We start from the raw sequence: 19,333 nt of genomic DNA, 5'->3' as shown, positions 1-19,333 counted from the left end.
TTCGCCGGATCGGGAACTATGGCATCGGGGGCCCGCGAAATCCCGCAACTACGGAGGGCCGGCGGAACCGTTCCTCACACGACCGTCTGCACGGTGATCCCGGTGGATCCCGCGAAGCTGACGTCACCGTTGTAGTTGCCGGTGACGGAGTGGCTCCCCTTGGGCAGCGGACTGAACGACACCGAGGCCGTCCCGCCGACCAGCGTCACGGTCTGGGGAGTGCGCCCGGTGATGGCGAGGGTGACGGTCCCGCTGGGTGTCCCCGCTCCGGGGGCCACCGGAACCACGGTCGCGGTGACCGTCACCCGGTCACCCGTCGTCGAGGGGTTCGGCGTGGAGACCACGGTCGTGGTGGTGGCGGCCTTGTTGACGGTCTGGGTGTCCGTACCGCTCGACGCGGTGAAGCTGACCTCCCCGCCGTAGGTGGCCGTGACCGTGAACGGGCTCCCCGTGGTGGTCGTGTAGGTGTGGGTGACGGTGGCGACACCGCCGGACAGCGTTGCCGCGACGGAGCTCGTGCCGTCCCCGAAGCTGAAGGTGACGGTGCCGGTCGGCGTGCCGCCCCCGGAGGAAACGGTCGCCCGGAGTGTGACCGGCTGGCCGACCACCGCGGGGTCCGGGGACGAGGTCACCGTGGTGGTCGTCAGGTTCTTGTTGACGGTGTGGGTGGTGGCCCCGCTGGACGCGGTGAAGCTGGCGTCTCCGTTGTAGGCGGCGGTGAGGGGGAACGGGCTGCCCGTTTTGGTGGCGTAGGTGTGGCTGACCGTGGCGAGGCCGCCGGAGAGGGGCGCGGTGGTGGAGCTCGTGCCGTCGCCGAAGCTGAAGGTGACGGTGCCGGTGGGGGTGCCGGCTCCCGGGGCGAGCGCGGAGATGGCCGCGGTGACGGTGACCGCCTGGCCGGCCGCTGACGGGTCGGGTGTGGAGGTCACGGCGGTGGCCGTCGCCGCCTTGTTGACGGTCTGGGTGTCGCTGCCGCCGGAGGTGATGAAGTTCGTCCCCCCGTTGTAGGTGGCGGTGAGGGGATAGGGGGTGGTGGAGGCGGTGGTGTAGGTGTGGGTGACGGTGGCGAGGCCGCCGGAGAGGGTGGCGGTGGTGGAGCCGGTGCCGTCGCCGAAGGAGAAGGTGACGGTGCCGGTGGGGGTGCCGGCTCCGGGGGCGACGGGGGGCACGGTGGCGGTGAGGGTGACCGGCTGGCCGGCGACGCCGGGGTCGGGGGAGGAAGCCAGGGCCGTGGCGGTGGCTGCCTTGTTGACCGTCTGGGTGTCCGAGCCGCTGGACGACGTGTAGTTGGCGTCCCCGTTGTAGGTGGCGGTGAGGGGATAGGGGGTGCCGGACGTGGTGGTGTAGGTGTGGGTGACGGTGGCGAGGCCGCCGGAGAGGGTGGCGGTGGTGGAGCCGGTGCCGTCGCCGAAGCTGAAGGTGACGGTGCCGGTGGGGGTGCCGGCTCCGGGCGCGACGGGGGTCACGGTGGCGGTGAGGGTGACGGACTGGCCGGCGACCGTGGGGTCGGGGGAGGAGACGAGGGCCGTGGCGGTGGCGGCCTTGTTGACGGTCTGGGTGTCCGAGCCGCTGGACGACGTGTAGTTGGCGTCGCCGTTGTAGGTGGCGGTGAGGGTGTAGGGGCCGCTGGAGGCGCTGGGGTGGGTGACGGTCGCCTGGCCGCCGGCCACCGGCGCCGTGACGGAGGGGGAGCCGTCGCCGAAGTCGAAGGTGACGGTGCCGGTCGGCGTGCCGGTCCCCGGCGCGACGGACGCCACGGTGGCGGTCACCGTCGTCGTCTGCCCGACGACCGTGGGATCGGGGGAGGAGACCACGGCCGTCGTGGTGGCGGCCTTGTTGACGGTCTGGGTGTCCGTCCCGCTGGACGAGGTGTAGTTGGCGTCGCCGTTGTAGGTGGCGGTGAGCGGATAGGGGCTGCCGGCAGTGGCGGTGTAGGTGTGCGTGACGGTGGCCGGACCGCCGGCCACGGGAGTCGTGACCGATGCCGTGCCGTCGCCGAAGTCGAAGGTGACCGTGCCCGTCGGGGTGCCGGTTCCCGGCGCGGCGGACGCCACCGAGGCGGTGATCGTCATGACCTGGCCGACGACCGTGGGGTCGGGGGAGGAGACCACGGCCGTCGTGGTGGCGGCCTTGTTGACGGTCTGCGTGTCCGTCGCGCTCGACGACAGGAAGCTCGCGTCGCCGTCGTAGAGCGCGGTCACCGTGAGCGGCCCGGTCGCGCTCGTATAGGTGTGGGTGACCCTGGCCACGCCACCGGAGACGGGCGCCGACGTGGTCGCCGTGCCGTCGCCGAAGTCGAAGGTGACGGTGTCGGTCGGTACCCCGGCTCCCGGCGCGAGCGCCGCCACGGTCGCGGTGAGGGTCACGGGCTGGCCGGTCACCGACGGGTCCGGTGCGGTGGTCACCGTCGTGAGGGTCGACGCCGGGGCGACGGTGTGGATGTCCGTGCCGGAGGAGGAGCTGAAGTTGGCGTCCCCGCTGTAGTGCGCGGTGACCGTGTAGGGGCTGCCCGCGGCACTCACATAGGTGTGCGTGACGGTCGCCACGCCGCCGGAGACCGGAGCCGTGATGGTCGCCGTGCCGTCGCCGAAATCGAACGCGGCCGTGCCGGTGGGCACTCCGGCGCCGGGCGGGGTCGGTGCGACGGTCGCGGTGAAGGTCACCTGCTGGCCCGTCACCGTGGGATCGGGGGCGGAGCTCACGGTGGTCGAGGTGGTGGCGGCGCCGGCCGACACCGTGTGGGGCTCGGTGACGGTGGCGGGGGCGAAGTCGGTGTCCCCGCTGTAGGCCGCGGTGACCGGGTAGGGGGTGTCGGACGCGGCCGCGTAGGTGTGGGCGAGGGCCGCGACCCCGCCGGAGACCGGCGCGGTGACCGGCGCGGTGCCGTCGCCGAAGTCGAAGGTGACGGTCCCGGTGGGCGCGCCCGCGCCCGGCGGCACGGCGGTGACCCGCGCGGTGAAGGTGACTTCCTGCCCGGCCACCGACGGGTCCGGGGAGGAGAACAGGGTCAGGCCGGCGGCGCCCTGGCCGACGGTCTGGGAACCGGTGCCGGTCGACGGGCTGAAGTCGGGGTCGCCGCTGTAGTCGGCGGTGACCGGGTACGGGCTGCCGGCGGTCCCGGCCCAGGCGTGCGTGAGGGTGGCCGTGCCCGCGGAGACCGCGGTGGTGACGGCGGGGGTGCCGTCGCCGAAGGTGAAGGTGACGGTGCCGGTGGGGGAGCCGTCGCCCGGGGCGACCGCGGAGACGGTCGCGGTGAGCGTCACCGGCCGGCCCGGCACGGATGGGTCGGTGGAGGAAGCCACGGCGGTGGTGGTCGCGGCCGCGGTGACGGTCTTGGTGCCGGTGGCCCTGGAGGGGGTGAATCCCGCGTCCCCGCTGTAGGTGGCGGTGAGGGTGTAGGGGCTGCCGGAGGTGCTCGACCAGACGTGGGTGGTGCTCGCCGTGCCGTCCGTCACGGGTGCGGTGACGGCCGTGCTGCCGTCGCCGAAGTCGAAGGTGACCGTGCCGGAGGGGGTGCCGTCTCCCGGGGCCTCCGCCGAGACCGTCGCGGTGACGGTCACCGGCTGGCCGGACACCGAGGGATCCGGCGACGAGCTGACCACCGTCGTCGACACCGCGGGCTGCACGGTGTGGATGTCGGCCGCCACCGAGGCGAGGAAATCGTCGTCGCCGCTGTAGGTGGCGGTGACGGTGAAGGGGCTGCCCGTCGAGGGCGGGTAGGCGTGCACGGCGGTCGCCACACCGTCCGTCACGGGAGCGACGACCGGCGTGGTGCCGTCGCCGAAGTTGTACGTCACCGTCCCGGTCGGCGTACCGTCCCCGTCGCCATCCGGTGTGACCCTCGCGAAGAACGTCACCGGCTGCCCGGTGACCGACGGCTCCGGAAGTCCGCTGACGGTGATGGTGGTGGTGGCCGGGGTGACGCTCTGATCGTCGCTGCCGGTGGAGGGGGCGAAGTCGGGGTCGCCGCCGTAGGTGGCCGTGACGGGGTAGGGGCTGCCGGAGGTGCCCGGCCAGACGTGGGTGGTGCCGGCCACGCCGTCCGTCAGGGGTGCGGTGACGGCGGGGCTGCCGTCGCCGAAGTCGAAGGTGACGGTGCCCGTGGGGACGCCGTCCCCGGGCGCGTTCGCCGTGACGGCGGCCGTGACGGTCACCGCTTGGCCCGACACCGACGGATCGGGGGAGGAGTCCACGGCTGTGGTGGTCGTGGCCGGGGCGACGGTGTGGGTGCCGATCCCGGTTGAGGGGGTGAAGTCGGTGTCCCCGCTGTAGCCGGCGGTGAGGGTGGAGGGGCTGCCGGAGGTGCCGGCCCAGGTGTGGGCCGCCGTCGCCACGCCGTGGGAGACCGGCGCGGTGACGGTCGCGCTGCCGTCGCCGTCGCCGAAGTCGAACGTGACGGTGCCGGTGGGGCTTCCGTCCCCGGGCGCCGCCGCCGAGACCGTCGCGGTCACGGTCACCGGCTGACCCGTCACCGACGGATCGGGCGAGGAGGTGACCGCCGTGACGGACGGGGCCTCGTCGACGGACTGGGTGGCGCCATCGCCGGACGCGGTGAAGTCGGTGTCCCCGCTGTAGGCGGCGGTCACCGCGTACGGGCTGCCGGACGTGCCGGAGAAGGCGTGCTCCACGGTGGCCACCCCGGCGACGACCGGCATCGCGACCGGCACCGTCCCGTCGCCGAAGTCGAACGTCACCGTCCCGGTCGGCGAACCGCCGCCCGCCACCGGTTTCACCGACGCGGTGAAGGTGACCGGCTGACCCACGACGGAGGGGTCCGGCGCGGCGGCCACCGTGGTGGTTGTGGCGTCCTGCAGGACCGTCTGGGCGGCGGTGACCACCGCGGAGGAGAAGTCCTCGCTCCCGTTGTAGGTGGCGGTGATCGTGTACGGGCTGCCGAAAACGGAGGCGTAGGTGTGCGTGAGGTGGACCGCCCCGCCGGCCAGGGATTCCGTCGTGGGAGCCGTGCCGTCGCCGAAGTCGACGGTGACCGTGCCGGTGGGGACACCGGCGCCCGGCGGCACCGGGGTGGCCGTGGCGGTGACGGTGACCGGCTCGCCCGCCACCGTGGGGTTCGGACCGGTGCTCACCGCGAGGGTGACCGCGGACTGGAGCACCGTCTGGGAGGTGGTGCCCGCGGAGGGGGCGAAGTCGGGGGCGCCGCTGTAGCTGGCAGTGATGCTGAAGGGGCTGTTGACCGTGGTGGTGTAGGCGTGGGTGACCGTCGCGAGACCGGCCACGGCAGGAGTGGTGACGGTCGGGGTGCCGTCGCCGAAGTCGAAGGTGACCGTTCCGGGCGGTCTGCCCGACCCCGGGGAAACGGCCGCGAGGGACGCGGTGATGGTCACCGGCTGGCCGGCCGTGGAGGGGTCCGGCGACGAGAAGACGGTGGTGGACGTCGCCGCCGGGTGCACGGTCTGGGTATCGGTGCCGGTCGAACCGGTGAAGCTGCCATCGCCGTCGTAGTCGGCGGTGACGGCGTACGGGCTGCCGGAGGTGCCGGTGTAGGCGTGGACGGCGGTCGCGGTCCCGTCCGCGAGGGGCGCCCTGACGGTCGCGCTCCCGTCGCCGAAGTCGAAGGCGACCGAGCCCGTCGGGGTGCCGGCGCCCGCATCGACCGTGGCGACGGTCGCGGTGAAGGTGACCGGCTCGCCGGTCGCGGAGGGATCGGCGGAGGACGTCAGGGCCGTCGACGAGGCGGCCTCGGAGACCGTCTGGGTGTCGAGGCCGGCCGAACCCGCGAAGTTGGTGTCGCCGTGGTAAACAGCGGTGACCGAGGCGGGGTTCGTCGCGGTGGTGTAGAGGTGGCCGGCCGTCGCCGTGCCCCCCACCAGCGGGGCGCTGACGGCCGTGGTGCCGTCGCCGAAGTCGAAGGTGACCGTGCCGGTCGGGGTGCCCGAGGCGGGCGGGACGGCCACGACCACCGCGGTGAAGGTCACCGGCTCGCCGACGGTGGACGGGTCGGGCGCCGAACTCACCGTCGTCGACGTGGTCGACACGCTGCTGTCCACGCGCTGGGCGGCCGTCCCGGAGGAGGCCGCGAAGTCGGCGTCCCCGCTGTAGGCGGCGGTGACGGTGTAGGGACTGCCCGCGGTGCCGGCGTAGGCATGCACCGCCGTGGCCAGGCCGTTGGAGACCGGCGCGGTGGCGGGCACGGTGCCGTCGCCGAAGTCGAAGGTGACCGTGCCGGTCGGGTCGCCGGCACCCGGCGGCACCGGCCGCACCCGCGCGATCAGGGTCACGCTCTGGCCCACCGCGGCGGGATCCCCCGACGAGGTCACCACGGTGGTGGTCGCGGCCGGCGCGACGGCATGGGCGATGGTGTCGTCGGACGGTGCGAAGTCGGCATCACCGCTGTAATGCGCCGCGATGGTGTACGGGCTGCCGGCCGTGCTGGTGTAGGCGTGGACGACGGTGGCCGTGCCCCCCTCCAACTGGGCGGTGAGGAGGGGGGAGCCGTCGCCGAAGTCGAAGACGGCCTGCCCCGTGGGGACGCCCGCTCCCGGCGCGCGGGGTGTCACGGTGACCCTCACCGATTCCCCCGTCACGGACGGATCGGGCGCCGCGGTGACCGTGGTGACGGTCGTGGCCTGCTCGACGACGTGGAGGTCGGTGCCCGCGGAGGCGAGGAAGTTGGTGTCCCCGCTGTAGGTGAGGGTGACCGCGTAGGGGCTGGCCGCCGCGCTGGTGAAGGCGTGGGTGGTGCCGGCGGTGCCGTCGGTGAGGGACAGCGTGACGGGTGTGGTGCCGTCGCCGAAGTCGAAGGTGACCGTGCCGGTCGGGGTGCCCGCGGCGGGCGGGACGGCCGCGACCACCGCGGTGAAGGCCACCGCTTGGCCGGTCATCGAGGAGGCGGGCGCGGCACTCACCACCGTCGTCGACACGGCCTTGGTGACCACTTGGGTGTCCGCCCCCGCCGAGGAGTTGAAGTTGTCGTCGCCGCTGTAGGTGGCGGCAACCGTGTACGGGCTGGCCGCCACGTCCGGATTGGTGTGGGTGACCGTCGCCGTGCCGCCCTCGACCGGTGCCGTGACGGGCGGGCTGTCATCGCCGAACTCGAAGGTCACCGTCCCCGTCGGGGCACCGGCCGCCGGCGCCTCGGGGGCGATCTTCGCGACGAATGTCGTCGACTGCCCGACGGTGGACGGGTCGGGCGCCGCGTCCAGGTTGACGGTGGTGTCGGCCGGCTGGACGGTCTGGCTGTCGGTGCCCGCGGACGTGGTGACGTTGGCGTCGCCGTTGTAGGTGGCGGTGACGGTGTAGGGGCTGCCCGCGGCATCGGTGTAGCTGTGGCTGGTGTCGGTGGCGCCGTCGGCGAGGAGGGCGGTGGTGGTGGGGCTCCCGTCGCCGAAGTCGAAGGTGACGGTGCCGGTGGGGGTGCCTGATCCGGGTGGGAGCGTGGTGACCGTGGCGGTGAAGGTGACCTGTTGGCCGACGGTGGAGGGGTCGGGTGTGGAGGTCACCGCGGTGCTGGAGGAGGCCAGTCCCACGGTCTGGCTGTCCGTGCCCGCGGAGGCGGTGACGTGGGCGTCGCCGTTGTAGGTGGCGGTGACGGTGTAGGGGGTGTCGGCGGCGTCGGTGTAGGTGTGGGTGGTGTCGGCGGCGCCATCGGTGAGGGGCATCGTGACGGGTGTGGTGGTGTCGCCGAAGTCGAAGGTGACGGTGCCGGTGGGGGTGCCTGATCCGGGTGGGAGCGTGGTGACCGTGGCGGTGAAGGTGACCTGTTGGCCGACGGTGGAGGGGTCGGGTGTGGAGGTCATCGCGGTGCTGGAGGAGGCCAATCCCACGGTCTGGCTGTCCGTGCCCGTGGAGGCGGTGAAGCTGTCGTCGCCGTTGTAGGTGGCGGTGACCGCGTACGGGCTGCCGGTGGCGCCGAAGGTGTGGGTGGTGCCGGCGCTGCCGTCGGTGAGGGGCGCCGTGACGGGTGTGGTGCCGTCGCCGAAGTCGAACGTGACCGTGCCGGTCGGGGTCCCCGCGCCGGGCGGGAGGGAGGTGGCCGACGCGGTGACGGTCACCGGCTGCCCGGCCACGGAGGGGTTCGGCGACAGGTCCACCGTGGTGGACGTCGACGCCTGTTGGACGGTCTGGGAGCCGGTGCCCGTGGACGGAGTGAAGTGGTCGTCGCCGTCGTACGTGGCGGTGACCGGGTACGGGCTCTCGGCGGCGTGCGCATAGGCGTGGGTCACCGATGCCGCACCGCCCGACACCGGCAGGGTGACCGGTGGGGTGCCGTCGCCGAAGTCGAAGGTCACCGTGCCGGTCGGCACACCGGCCCCCGGAGGGGCGGGAGCGACCCGCGCGACAAAGGTGACCGACTGCCCGGCCAGTGAGGGGGCGGGGGTGGGGGCCACCGTGGTGGTGGTCGGCGCCGCCTCCACGACCTGGGTGTCCGTGCCGGTGGACGGGGTGAAGAAGACGTCGCCGCTGTAGGTGGCGCTGACGGCGTAGGGCGAGCCCGACGGCCCGGTGTAGGCGTGGCTGACCGTGGCCGTGCCGTCCGTAACGGCCGCCGTCACGGCGGCGGTTGCGTCGCCGAAGTCGAAGGTGACGGTGCCGGACGGGGTGCCCGTCGTCGGCGGGACGGCCGTCACGGCAGCGGTGAAGGTGACCGGCTGGCCGACGAGCGCGGGATCGGGATCGGAGGTGACCTCCGTCGCGGAGGGCGCCATGTAGTCGAAGGCGGCGGGCAGCGTCGCACTGCCCCCGGGAGTGGTCACGGTGATGTCGGCGGGACCGGGGACCCCCGCGGGCGTCACCGCGACGATGAGCGTGTCCAAGTACGCGCGGAAGGACGTCGCGGGCAGCCCGCCGATGGTGACGCCGGTGACACCCGCCAGACCGGTGCCGGTCAGGACGACGGTGTTGCCGCCGGCGATCGGCCCGGCGGCCGGGCTCACACCCGAGACCGACGGGGCGGCCGCATAGGTGTAGAGCAGGCGGTTGCTCACGCCGCCGATGCTGGAGACATAGACCGGGACGGGGCCCGGCCCCGGGACCGGGGGAGCGGTCACCAGCAGCTGCGCGTCGGAGACCACCAGGGGGAAGGCGACGGCATCGCCGAAGTGCACCAGCTGCGCGGTGCTCAGGTTGGCGCCGCGGAGCGTGACGACATTGCCGCCGCCGACCGGACCCGCGGCCGGCACGATTGCCGACAGGCTGGGCCAGTACAGGTAGGAGAAGTAGCCGACGCGTGCGGTGCCCCCGGGGGTGGTGACCGTGACCGGAGCCGCCCCGCTGCCCGAGGGGGTCACCGCCACGATGGTCTGGTCGTCGAGGACGGCGAAGCTCGCGGCCGGGCGGGCACCGAAGTACACGGCGCTGGCGCGGCTGAAGTGGCTGCCGATGATCGTCACCAGGGTTCCGCCGGCGTAGGACCCCTGGCTCGGGAACACCCCGGAGTACCGGTTGAGGAGCCCGAGCGCGCCACCGGCGGTGCCGGCCCCCAGCTCCGCCGCGAGCGGGAGCTGCCCGCCGGGAGCGCGGACGACCTGGCCGGTCACCGGGTCGATGACGGCGACGCAGTGCCCGTCGCGGTCGGTGACGAGGAGGAGCCCGCCCGGGCCGTACGGGGTCAGCACGAAACTGCCCTGGTGCGTGCGGAGTTGGCGGTGGTCGCGCCGGCGGGGGCAGTTCCCGCGCGCGGCACCGGCAGAGGCGGGACGTGCACCGGGCTGACGGCACGGACAGCATGCATGACGGCTCCAGACCAGCGCGCGCGCCTGCCGCAGCACTCTGCGGCCGCACGCGTGTCGACAGGGCCGGTACCTGCTCGTCCTCCACGGAGGAGCGCTCGGGCACAGCGTGAGCACGCTGGGGATCCGAAACTGGCACGACGCCTTCCACTCCCCCGGAAAGGATGGGCGGCCCACCGGAATCGGACGGTCTCAGTAACCCAGCCCGGTGAGGCCGAGGCAACGTTCCGGAGACCTGCTCACCCGAAAGGGCGAGCGGAACCCGGCGCCACTTCACGACCCTTCAGGCGGCGCCCACCGCGGCGAAGGCCCTACACCCAGTGCGGCAGGGCGTGCCCCACGGGGGACATCTCCACCCCGAATTCGAGGATCGCCGAGATCGCCTGGGCGATGTCGTCCGGGGATTCCACCGGGATGACCGGGAACGGGTACCGGAGCAGATTCCTGGGCAGCGACGGCCCGAGGACGAGCCCGAGCCGGGTGCCGTGCGACGCCATCTCCTGTGTGAGCGCGCCGAGTTCGGCCGGCTGGACCACGTTCCGCACGAAGAGCTCACCGACCTCGTCCGCCGTACGCAGGGTCTTCGCCTCCAGCGCGGAGCACAGTGGCACGGCGGGGGCGGTGAACGGCAGCCCGCGCACCAGACGGCGCATCTCGTCGTGGGCTTCCCTGCCGAGCGGGCTGTGCACCGTGACGCGACTGCTCCCGCTGATCCGGACGGCGCCCTTCGGGGCCTCGGCGGCAAGCCGCGCCAGCGCCGCGCCGTCCCCGGTCAGCAGCACCACCCGGTACGTCCCACTGGTGTCCCGGCCCAGCGAGCCGCCGCACCGGACGTCACCGCCCACCGCGCCGCGATACCACTCGGGGTCCGCGCCGGCCGGCAGAAAGGCCAGCGCGACGGCCCCCGCACGGTCCGGGCCCTCGGCGCTGCCGGTGCCGGCCAGCGTCCGGATCAGCGCGTCGCGCGGGAGTGCGCCGGCCAGAGCGGACGCGACCATCGTCCCGATGCCCAGACCGCCCAGCACACCGGGCCGGATCTTGTGCACCGCGAGCACGTCGTGGATCCCGAGCATCGCCGTCGCCAGCGCCAGCCGGCCGATGAGGGTACGCTCGTGCGGCCCGGCCCGGGAACGGTCCCGGCCGAGCAGCCGCCCGGCGTCCACGCCCGTCCACTCGGCGACCTTGCGGTACCGGTGGCGCAGCACCGGAGAGCTGTCGTGGAACGCGGCCAGCCCGCCCGGGTCGTAGGCATCGAGATCGGTACCGCAGAGGAACGCGAGACCGGCGTGCGTCATCGCCGGACGGCCGTGCGGGCCAGCGCCGGCACCAGGACCACGGCCGCGACCAGATGCATGCACAGCAGCGTCACCTTGACACCGGTCGTCACCCCGCTCTGCAGCGGAGCGATCAGGGACAGGGCCAGCACCACGACCGCGATGACCGTCCACACCCGGCGCGCCCGCGGGGTGCGGCGCTCCAGCAGGGCGAGCAGCGCCCAGGCGGCGAATCCGGCGACGAGGCTGGCGAGGACGACCGTGGCCGGTCCGATGTGCTGGAGGGCGGCACCGGGCTTCATCCGCACATCGAGCTTCACGTCCAGCGCCACCGCGGCGATCACCCACACCACGAGCGTGGCGGCAGTGGTCCCGAGGACGGCCAGAACCCGGGCGGACCGTGGTGATCTCGCGGCCATGATGAACCAACCTCCTGAGGCGGACGTACAAGACCTGGCACGGCGGGCGCAACGGGTTGCCGAATCGCTGTCGTTCCTCGGGCAGCGACCGCTGCACCGTGAGGCTAGGCCCGCGGCGCTGTGCCGCGCCACCGGTCCGGTTCCCCCACCCCCGAGAACCGGGGAAACGCCCAGACTTCCGCCGTAACGGGCCGGTAGACCTTGTGCTGGTGGTCCGGGCCCACTGGATAGTGGCGGCAGTAAGTGTTTCCCGATCCGCTCGGGACGAGGGTGCCGGCCGCGGCGCGGCCGGGCCGGTCCACAGGAAAGGACGGATCACCACGATGAGTTCCCCCCTTGCGGACGACGGCCTGTGGTGCCGGCGGTTCCACCCGGCCCCGGACGCGGGCCGGCGCCTGGTGTGCTTCCCGCACGCCGGCGGCTCCGCGAGCTTCTACCACCCCGTCTCGGCCGCGCTCAGCCCCGGCGTGGACGTGCTCGCCGTGCAGTACCCCGGGCGGCAGGACCGCCGCCACGAACCGGCCATCGACGACATCGGCCTCCTTGCGGACCGGATCGCCGAGGCGCTGGGAGCCTGGACCGACCGGCCGCTGACCTTCTTCGGCCACAGCATGGGCGCACTGGTGGCCTTTGAGGTGGCACGGCGGCTGGAACGCGACGGGGAGGGCCCCGTGCGGCTGTTCGCCTCCGGGCGCCGGGCACCGTCCGCGTACCGCGACGAGCAGGTCCACCGGCGGGACGACGACGGCATCGTCGCCGAGCTGCGGGCGCTGAGCGGCACCGACTCCCGGGTCCTCGACGACGAGGAGATGCTGCGCATGGTGCTGCCCGCGCTGCGCAGCGACTACAAGGCCGTCGAGACCTACCGCAGCGAGCCCGGGGCCGTCGTGCGCTGCCCCGTCACCGTGCTCGTCGGCGACGACGACCCCAAGACGTCCCTCGTCGAGGCCCGGTCCTGGGACGCGCACACCGCCGGCGCATGCGACCTGCAGGTCTTCCCCGGCGGGCACTTCTACCTGGCCGACCGACCGAAAGAGGTGATGGACGTGCTCAGCGCCCACTTCACCTCCACCGCCCTTCCCCACCATGCGTAGGTGCCGCCCCGCTGCCCCGACCGAGCCCCCCTGGAGCCCTGACAGCCATGCCTGAACCGCTACTCACCGCGTCGGCCACGCCCGCACCGCGCACCGGGCGACGGCCCAGGGTCGGTCACATCGACTTCCTCAACTGCCTGCCCCTGTTCTGGGGACTGGCCAAGAGCGGCAGTCTGCTCGACATGGACCTGCGCAAGGACAGCCCGGACGGCCTGAGCGACGCCCTCGTCTCGGGCACCCTCGACATCGGGCCGATCAGCCTCATGGAATTCCTCAAGCACGCCGACGAACTGGTGGCACTGCCGGGCATCGCCGTGGGCAGCGACGGCCCCGTGGAGTCCTGCCTGATCGTCAGCCAGGTCCCGCTGGACCAGCTCGACGGCGAACCCGTCGCGCTCGGATCCACCAGCCGGACCTCGGTGCGGCTGGCCGAGCTGCTGTTCACCGAGTCGGTCGGCGTCCGGCCCGAATACTTCGTCTGCCCGCCCGACCTCGCGACGATGATGCAGCGGGCGCGGGCGGCCGTGGTCATCGGTGACGCCGCGCTGCGCGCCTCCCTGCACGACGCGCCCCGGCTCGGCCTCCAGGTGCACGACCTGGGCCAGATGTGGCGCGACTGGACCGGACTGCCCTTCGTCTTCGCCGTCTTCGCCGCCCGCAAGGACTTCCTCGCCAGGGAGCCCGAGACCGCGCGCCGCGTCCACGCGGACCTGCTGGCGTCCCGCGATCTGTCCCTCACCGAGGTCAAGGAGGTCTGTGAACAGGCCGCCCGGTGGGAGGCGTTCGACGCCCGGACGCTGGAGCACTACTACACCACCGCCCTCGACTTCAGCCTCGGCGAGCGCCAGCTCGCCGGAATCGCGGAATTCGCCCGCCGGGTCGGCGGCGGACAGGCCGGCTTCCCGCCGGACGTCCGCGTCGAGCTCCTGGGCACCGAAGCGATCAGCACGTGACATGAGCGGCAACGAGCCCGAAAACACCCCCGGAAAGGCCGTCGACATGCCCCGACCGTCCGAAGCCACCGACCGTGGCCTCCAGTCCGTACTGGACCGTGCCGCCGAGGGCGGCAGGGTGACCCCCGAAGAGGCGCTGGATCTCTACCGCCACGCCCCGCTGCATGCGCTGGGCTCGGCGGCCGACACGATCCGCCGCCGTCGCTACGCGGGCACCGAGCACATTGCCACCTACATCATCGAACGCAACATCAACTACACCAATGTGTGTGTGACGGCGTGCAAGTTCTGCGCCTTCTACGCGCCGCCGAAGGACACCGCCAAGGGCTGGACCCGTGACCTCGACGACATCCTGCGCCGCTGCGCGGAGACCGTCGAACTCGGCGGCACCCAGATCATGTTCCAGGGCGGGCACCACCCGGACTACGGCGTCGAGTATTACGAAGAGCACTTCTCCGCCATCAAGAAGGCATTCCCCGAGCTGGTCATCCACTCCCTGGGTGCCTCCGAGGTCGAGCACATGGCCCGGATCTCGAAGGTGTCCGTCGAGGAGGCGATCCGGCGGATCCACGCGGCCGGGCTCGACTCCTTCGCGGGCGCCGGCGCCGAGCTGCTGCCGGCGCGGGCCCGCAAGGCCATCGCCCCGCTGAAGGAGTCCGGCGAGCGCTGGCTGGAGATCATGGAGGTGGCGCACGGACTCGGTGTGGAGTCGACCTCGACGATGCTGATGGGCACCGGCGAGACCAACGCCGAGCGCATCGAGCACATCCGGATGATCCGCGACGTCCAGGACCGTACGGGCGGCTTCCGCGCCTTCATCCCGTACACCTACCAGCCGGAGAACAACCACCTGAAGGGGCAGACCCAGGCGACGGTCTTCGAGTATCTGCGGATGCTCGCCATCGCCCGGATCTTCCTGGACAACGTCGCGCACATCCAGGGCTCGTGGCTGACCGTCGGCAAGGAGGCCGGCCAGCTCGCCCTGCACTACGGTGCCGACGACCTCGGCTCGGTGATGCTGGAGGAGAACGTGGTCTCCTCGGCCGGCGCCAAGCACCGCTCCAACCGCATGGAACTGCTCCAGCTGATCCGGTCGGCCGACCGGGTCCCGGCACAGCGCGCCACGACCTACGAGCACCTGGTCGTGCACGACGACCCGGCCAACGACCCGGTCGACGACCACGTCGTCTCCCATCTGTCCTCCACCGCCCTCGACGGCCCGGACCAGGCGAGGAGCCACCCCGAGCTGAAGGTGATCGGGGCGAGCTGACCAGCTCCTCCTGCGTGCCGCGCGTGACGCCGGCTCCTCCCACACGGTGACCGGATCAGAGAGCTGATCCGGTCACCGTTGTGCTGTGCCGGCGCAGGGCACGACCGCGGCGTCATACCGGGGGACCTGCCCGGCCGGGAGCCGGACCGGCCCACGCCGACGGGCCGGTTCCCGAAGAGGTGTCTTCGGGAACCGGCCCGTGCGCTGCGTGTCCTGCGGCCCGCCGGCCCGGGTCAGGCCGACTCGGCCTCCGGTCCGTAGACCTCCACCGCGTCCTTGACGCGCCGTACGTGGATGCACTCGCCCGGGCACTCCTTGGCGGAGTCCGCGACATCCCGGATCAGATCCAGTGGCAGCGGCGCGGTCGCCCGGGGCGCCTGGCGCAGCTCGTCGTCCTCACCCTTCACATAGGCGAGCCCGTCGATGTCCAGCTCGAAGACCTCCGGCGCGTACTCCACGCAGATGCCGTCTCCGGTGCACAGGTCCTGGTCGATCCAGACCTCGAGTTCGTCGTTGTTCACGTTCACGTTGGTGGACATACCGCCTGCCTGCCGATCGTGGTCTTGGTCTGTGGTTTCGGGCGCTCGGGCCGGCGGGCTTCAGACCCGCATGGGCTGCGGCGACTCACGCCGCTCGGGGTCCGGGCCGGGGTACTCGCGGATCGTCTCATACCGGGTGTTGCGCTCGATCGGGCGGAAGCCCGCGTCCCGGATCAGGTCCAGAATGTCCTCGCGGGTCAGCTTGTCCGGCGTGCCGTAGTTGTCCGCGTCGTGCGTGATCTTGTACTCGACCACCGAACCGTCCATGTCGTCCGCACCGTGGTTCAGGGCCAACTGGGCCGTCGACACCCCGTGCATGACCCAGAAGACCTTGACGTGCGGGACGTTGTCGAACAGCAGGCGCGAGACCGCGAAGGTCTTCAGGGCCTCCGCACCCGACGCCATGGTGGTCCTGGCCTGGAGCTTGTTGCGGACCTTGCCGTCCTGCATGTCGACGAAGTCGTGCTGGTAGCGCAGCGGGATGAAGACCTGGAAACCGCCGGTCTCGTCCTGGAGCTCACGCAGCCGCAGTACGTGGTCGACGCGGTGGCGGGGCTCCTCGATGTGCCCGTAGAGCATCGTCGAGGGGGTCTTGAGGCCCTTCTCGTGGGCGAGGCGGTGGATGCGCGACCAGTCTTCCCAGTGGGTGCGGTGGTCCACGATGTGCTGGCGCACCTCCCAGTCGAAGATCTCGGCGCCGCCGCCGGTCAGCGACTCCAGACCGGCGTCGATCAGCTCGTCGAGGATCTCGGAGGCACTCAGCCCGGAGATGGTCTCGAAGTGGTGGATCTCGGTGGCGGTGAACGCCTTCAGGGAGACGTCCGGCAGCGCTTTCTTCAGCTCGCGCAGCGAGCGCGGGTAGTAGCGCCACGGCAGCGTCGGGTGCAGACCGTTGACGATGTGCAGCTCGGTGAGGTTCTCGTTCTCCATCGCCTTGGCGAGGCGGACGGCCTCCTCGATCCGCATCGTGTACGCGTCCTGCTCGCCCGGCTTGCGCTGGAAGGAGCAGTAGGCGCAGGAGGCGGTGCACACATTCGTCATGTTCAGATGGCGGTTCACATTGAAGTGGACGACATCGCCGTTCTTGCGCGTCCGTACCTCGTGGGCCAGCCCGCCCAGCCAGGCCAGGTCGTCGCACCCGTAGAGCGCGATCCCGTCCTCACGGGACAGCCGCTCTCCCGCATAGACCTTCTCCTCCAGCTCACGCTTGAGTCCTGCGTCCATCCCCAACTACCTTCCTGAGTGCTTGACTTGGCAAAGAGTGCGCTTGGGCGCTGCGGGCATCGTCGTCAGTAGATTCCTTCGGGCGCGGCCCGGGAGACCTGCAGCGGCTGGACGTTCGCCACCCCGTCGCAGGGCCAGTCGGCCGAGGTGCGGTACCGCGCGGCCTGGTCGCGTTCGAGGATGTGGGGCAGGAAGAGATCCTCGTGCAACACCGTGAGCCTGACCTGGCCCACCTCCCCGTAGTCCACCGTCCGCGCCGGGTCGTTCTTGTCGACGACGGCCATGGTGACCTGCGGGTAGTGCGGGACGTACGGAAGGACGTCGCCGTTCTGCTCCGCGGGCAGGCCCATGGCGCACCCGAAGGTGTTCCCGTAGGCCGTCCCGATCGGAGCGCCGCCCAGCGCCCCGGCGAACTCCCGGTACATCGCCGGCACGATCTGCGTGCCGCCGAGTCCGACGCCGTCGAGCCGCCCGACCAGTTCGGGACGCCGCCGCACCAGCGCCTGGAACAGCGCGGGTGTCGTCTCCAGGTAGTCGATCCGGCGGCTGCTCATGAGGTCCGTGATCTGGTCGACGACATGATCGACATAGTGGTTGACCTCGGCCAGCCGGCAGCTCCGGATGAGCTGCTTGATCCAGCGCGGGTCGAGGTCGATGCCGTAGACCACCGACGCATACAGATGGGCGATCTGCGCGGCGCCCTCGCCCACCACGTGCGGCCCCCCGGGAGTGGCGTACACCCAGCTGCGGCCCGGTTGGAAACCTGCCGTGACCAGGCCGAACCGGCGCCAGAGGGAGTGGTGGTCGAGCATCGAACCGGTGTAGAAGACGTGGCACGGTCGGCCGGTGGTGCCGCCCGAGTCGAAGACCCGGCCCGACAGCGGGCGCGGCACGGCCTGCGGGACCAGATCGACGGGGTCGAGGTCCCGCAGCTCGGCGAGTGTGAAGTGGCCGAACGCCGACAGTTCGGCGTAGCGCGTGATGTCGAACGGGTCGAAATCCAGCGTGTCACGGCGCTTGAGCCAATACGGACTCCCGGTGTCCGGAGCGAAGTGACGGCGTACGACATGCCGGGTCCACGCGTCGAGATCCATGGACAGCCAGCGCCCCATGGCGGAGGTGTCCAGTGGTGCGGTGGTCGGCAGCATCGCCGTTCCTTTCCTGCCGGGAAGGCCGCAGTCGCGCGCGGATCATGCGGGAGCCGGGCTGCCGCCCGCGTCTCCCGGCCGGACCGGCGCCGGGGTGACGGTCCGACGCGGCAACACCGGCGGCCCCTCTCATACTCGCCGAGGCCACTCTGGGGAATTCCCCATACCCACAACGGGTTTCCTGGGAGGGACGGCGCCGGAGCTCCGGGCCGGCGGCCCGAACGAACCCCGGCGGAGGGGACCCATGGCCCAGCGGCTGACGATCGCCCACTCACCATGTCCGAATGACACCTTCACCTTCCACGCCTGGTCCCACGGCCTGCTCCCGAGGGCGCCCGGACTCACGGTGACCATCGCGGACATCGACGTCACCAACGGCCTCGCGGAACGCGGCGCCGGGGATCTGCTGAAGATCTCCTACGCGGCCCTGCCGTACGTGCTCGACGAGTACGCCCTGCTGCCGTGCGGCGGCGCGCTGGGCCACGGGTGCGGGCCGCTGGTGCTCACCCGGCCCGAGGACGGTCCCGCCGGCCCGGAGCGGCTGGCCGGGCGCAGCGTCGCGGTGCCCAGCGTGCGCTCGACCGCGTATCTGCTGTTCCGCCTGTGGGCGGCGCGGGCCGTGCCGGGCGGAGTGGGCGACGTCGTGGTGATGCCCTTCCACGAGATCATGCCCGCGGTCCGCGACGGCGCGGTCGACGCGGGCCTGGTCATCCACGAGGCCCGCTTCACCTACCAGCAGTACGGGCTGCACCGCCTCGCCGACATGGGCGAGGAATGGGAGGCCGGCAGCGGCCGCCCGATCCCGCTCGGGGCGATCGTCGCCCGACGGGACCTCGGGGAGGAGCAGCTGCGGGCGGTGGCCCGCGCCGCGGCCGACTCCGTCCGCTTCGCCTGGGACAACCCCTCGACATCCCGGCCCTACGTCCTGGAACATGCCCAGGAGATGGCCCCGGACGTGATCGAGCAGCACATCGGACTGTATGTGAACGACTACACCGCGGCCCTCGGCGAGGACGGCTACGCGGCGGTGCGGGAGCTGCTCGGCCGCGCCGCCGCCGAGGGCCTCGTACCGCCGGTCGCTCCCGACGCCCTGGACTTCCCGGGCGTCGGCTAGCGGGAAACGAAACGGTCCACCAGGAGCGTGAGGCGGTCGGACACCCGCTCGGCGGGCAGCCGCCCGGCGCGGGTGAGGGTGACCAGTCCGTGCAGCGCCGCCCAGAACGTCTCGACGAACAGCCCCGGTTCATCGGGGTGCGCGTGGTCGGCGAGATGGTCCTGCAACACCCCGAACGCCTCGTGCAGCGGCGCCGGCGTGGTTTCGTCGGCGAAGGGGAGGCCGTTGTCGAGGCTGAACATCGCGTCGTACAGCGCGGGGTTGTCCGTGGCGAAGTCGGTGTAGGCGCGGGCCAGCGCGGCCACCGTCGCACGGTCGGCGGGTCCCTTCGGCGCCGCGGCGCGCAGCGCTGTCGTCAGCTCGGCGAACCCTTCCAGCGCGACCGCTCCCAGGATCTCCTTCTTCCCCCGGAAGTGGCTGTAGAGCACGGGCTGGCTGTACTCGATCCGTTCGGCGAGCCGGCGTGTGGTGACCGCGTCCCAGCCGTCGCTCTCGGCGAGTTCGCGGGCGGTGGAGACGATCAGCTGGTGGCGGTTGGCCCGCTCGCGTTCCTTGCGTTCACGTACCGACATGGCGCGATTCTAGCATCGCTAGACAATCGAGCGGCGA

Annotated in this window: 11 protein-coding genes; 4 read left to right on the top strand and 7 right to left on the bottom strand. The window is 72.2% G+C overall.

The genetic code is table 11. The features are described from left to right. Positions 1-74 precede the first annotated feature (74 nt). The 3 genes from OIU81_RS00460 to OIU81_RS00450 all read right to left on the bottom strand — a co-directional run bounded on the left by OIU81_RS00460 (position 75) and on the right by OIU81_RS00450 (position 11,382). Positions 75-9,575 carry an Ig-like domain repeat protein gene (locus OIU81_RS00460; protein WP_329141893.1) on the bottom strand — a complete coding sequence of 3,167 codons (9,501 nt, stop codon included), beginning with the start codon at positions 9,573-9,575 and terminating at the stop codon, positions 75-77. Positions 9,576-10,000: 425 nt separating this feature from the next. Then, the gene (locus OIU81_RS00455) at positions 10,001-10,984 is read right to left on the bottom strand and encodes an ACP S-malonyltransferase (RefSeq protein WP_329141891.1); all 984 of its coding nucleotides are present in this window, start codon (positions 10,982-10,984) and stop codon (positions 10,001-10,003) included. After that, positions 10,981-11,382: a DUF6069 family protein gene (locus OIU81_RS00450; protein WP_329141889.1), complete on the bottom strand. Its 402-nt coding sequence runs from the start codon at positions 11,380-11,382 to the stop codon at positions 10,981-10,983. The genes OIU81_RS00455 and OIU81_RS00450 overlap by 4 nt, the downstream gene beginning before the upstream one ends. Before the next feature lie 323 nt (positions 11,383-11,705). Here OIU81_RS00450 and OIU81_RS00445 point away from each other — a divergent pair, with 323 nt between their 5' ends. The 3 genes from OIU81_RS00445 to mqnC are packed head-to-tail and all read left to right on the top strand — an operon-like array spanning position 11,706 to position 14,699. After that, a complete protein-coding gene (locus tag OIU81_RS00445) occupies positions 11,706-12,476 on the top strand; it encodes a thioesterase II family protein (RefSeq protein WP_329141888.1) in 771 nt (256 codons plus the stop codon). A gap of 47 nt (positions 12,477-12,523) precedes the next feature. Next, a complete protein-coding gene (locus OIU81_RS00440; RefSeq protein ID WP_329141886.1) occupies positions 12,524-13,429 on the top strand; it encodes a menaquinone biosynthetic enzyme MqnA/MqnD family protein in 906 nt (301 codons plus the stop codon). A 46-nt stretch (positions 13,430-13,475) separates the two neighbouring features. Beyond that, complete coding sequence (gene mqnC, locus OIU81_RS00435) at positions 13,476-14,699, top strand: cyclic dehypoxanthinyl futalosine synthase (protein ID WP_329154766.1); 1,224 nt, start codon at positions 13,476-13,478, stop codon at positions 14,697-14,699. Between the two features lie 233 nt (positions 14,700-14,932). On the opposite strand, the gene OIU81_RS00430 is transcribed toward mqnC, so the two are convergent. The 3 genes from OIU81_RS00430 to OIU81_RS00420 form a co-directional block, all read right to left on the bottom strand. Continuing rightward, the gene (locus tag OIU81_RS00430) at positions 14,933-15,238 is read right to left on the bottom strand and encodes a ferredoxin (RefSeq protein ID WP_329141884.1); all 306 of its coding nucleotides are present in this window, start codon (positions 15,236-15,238) and stop codon (positions 14,933-14,935) included. 60 nt (positions 15,239-15,298) lie between these two features. Then, positions 15,299-16,462, bottom strand: a complete 1,164-nt coding sequence (gene mqnE, locus OIU81_RS00425; RefSeq protein ID WP_329141882.1) for an aminofutalosine synthase MqnE — start codon at positions 16,460-16,462, stop codon at positions 15,299-15,301. A 65-nt stretch (positions 16,463-16,527) separates the two neighbouring features. Next, entirely contained in the window at positions 16,528-17,610 is a 1,083-nt protein-coding gene (locus tag OIU81_RS00420) for an arylcarboxylate reductase (protein ID WP_329141879.1), read from the bottom strand. A 244-nt stretch (positions 17,611-17,854) separates the two neighbouring features. On the opposite strand from OIU81_RS00420, the gene OIU81_RS00415 reads away from it, so the two are divergent. After that, positions 17,855-18,724, top strand: a complete 870-nt coding sequence (locus OIU81_RS00415; RefSeq protein ID WP_329141876.1) for a 1,4-dihydroxy-6-naphthoate synthase — start codon at positions 17,855-17,857, stop codon at positions 18,722-18,724. Here OIU81_RS00415 and OIU81_RS00410 read toward each other — a convergent pair. After that, a complete protein-coding gene (locus OIU81_RS00410) occupies positions 18,721-19,296 on the bottom strand; it encodes a TetR/AcrR family transcriptional regulator (RefSeq protein WP_329141874.1) in 576 nt (191 codons plus the stop codon). The genes OIU81_RS00415 and OIU81_RS00410 overlap by 4 nt on opposite strands. Positions 19,297-19,333 lie beyond the last annotated feature (37 nt).

This window comes from Streptomyces sp. NBC_01454, assembly GCF_036227565.1.
In the GTDB taxonomy this organism is placed as follows: domain Bacteria; phylum Actinomycetota; class Actinomycetes; order Streptomycetales; family Streptomycetaceae; genus Streptomyces.
Note: the sequence above shows the minus strand (reverse complement) of the source record. Positions and strands in the feature narration are given on the sequence as shown.

What these genes read in the sequence shown, in the direction of transcription:
- OIU81_RS00455 (WP_329141891.1), bottom strand. Translation starts at nt 10,984, where the DNA reads ATGACGCACGCCGGTCTCGCGTTCCTCTGCGGTACCGATCTCGATGCC.
- OIU81_RS00450 (WP_329141889.1), bottom strand. Translation starts at nt 11,382, where the DNA reads ATGGCCGCGAGATCACCACGGTCCGCCCGGGTTCTGGCCGTCCTCGGG.
- OIU81_RS00445 (WP_329141888.1), top strand. Translation starts at nt 11,706, where the DNA reads ATGAGTTCCCCCCTTGCGGACGACGGCCTGTGGTGCCGGCGGTTCCAC.
- OIU81_RS00440 (WP_329141886.1), top strand. Translation starts at nt 12,524, where the DNA reads ATGCCTGAACCGCTACTCACCGCGTCGGCCACGCCCGCACCGCGCACC.
- mqnC (WP_329154766.1), top strand. Translation starts at nt 13,476, where the DNA reads ATGCCCCGACCGTCCGAAGCCACCGACCGTGGCCTCCAGTCCGTACTG.
- OIU81_RS00430 (WP_329141884.1), bottom strand. Translation starts at nt 15,238, where the DNA reads ATGTCCACCAACGTGAACGTGAACAACGACGAACTCGAGGTCTGGATC.
- mqnE (WP_329141882.1), bottom strand. Translation starts at nt 16,462, where the DNA reads ATGGACGCAGGACTCAAGCGTGAGCTGGAGGAGAAGGTCTATGCGGGA.
- OIU81_RS00420 (WP_329141879.1), bottom strand. Translation starts at nt 17,610, where the DNA reads ATGCTGCCGACCACCGCACCACTGGACACCTCCGCCATGGGGCGCTGG.
- OIU81_RS00415 (WP_329141876.1), top strand. Translation starts at nt 17,855, where the DNA reads ATGGCCCAGCGGCTGACGATCGCCCACTCACCATGTCCGAATGACACC.
- OIU81_RS00410 (WP_329141874.1), bottom strand. Translation starts at nt 19,296, where the DNA reads ATGTCGGTACGTGAACGCAAGGAACGCGAGCGGGCCAACCGCCACCAG.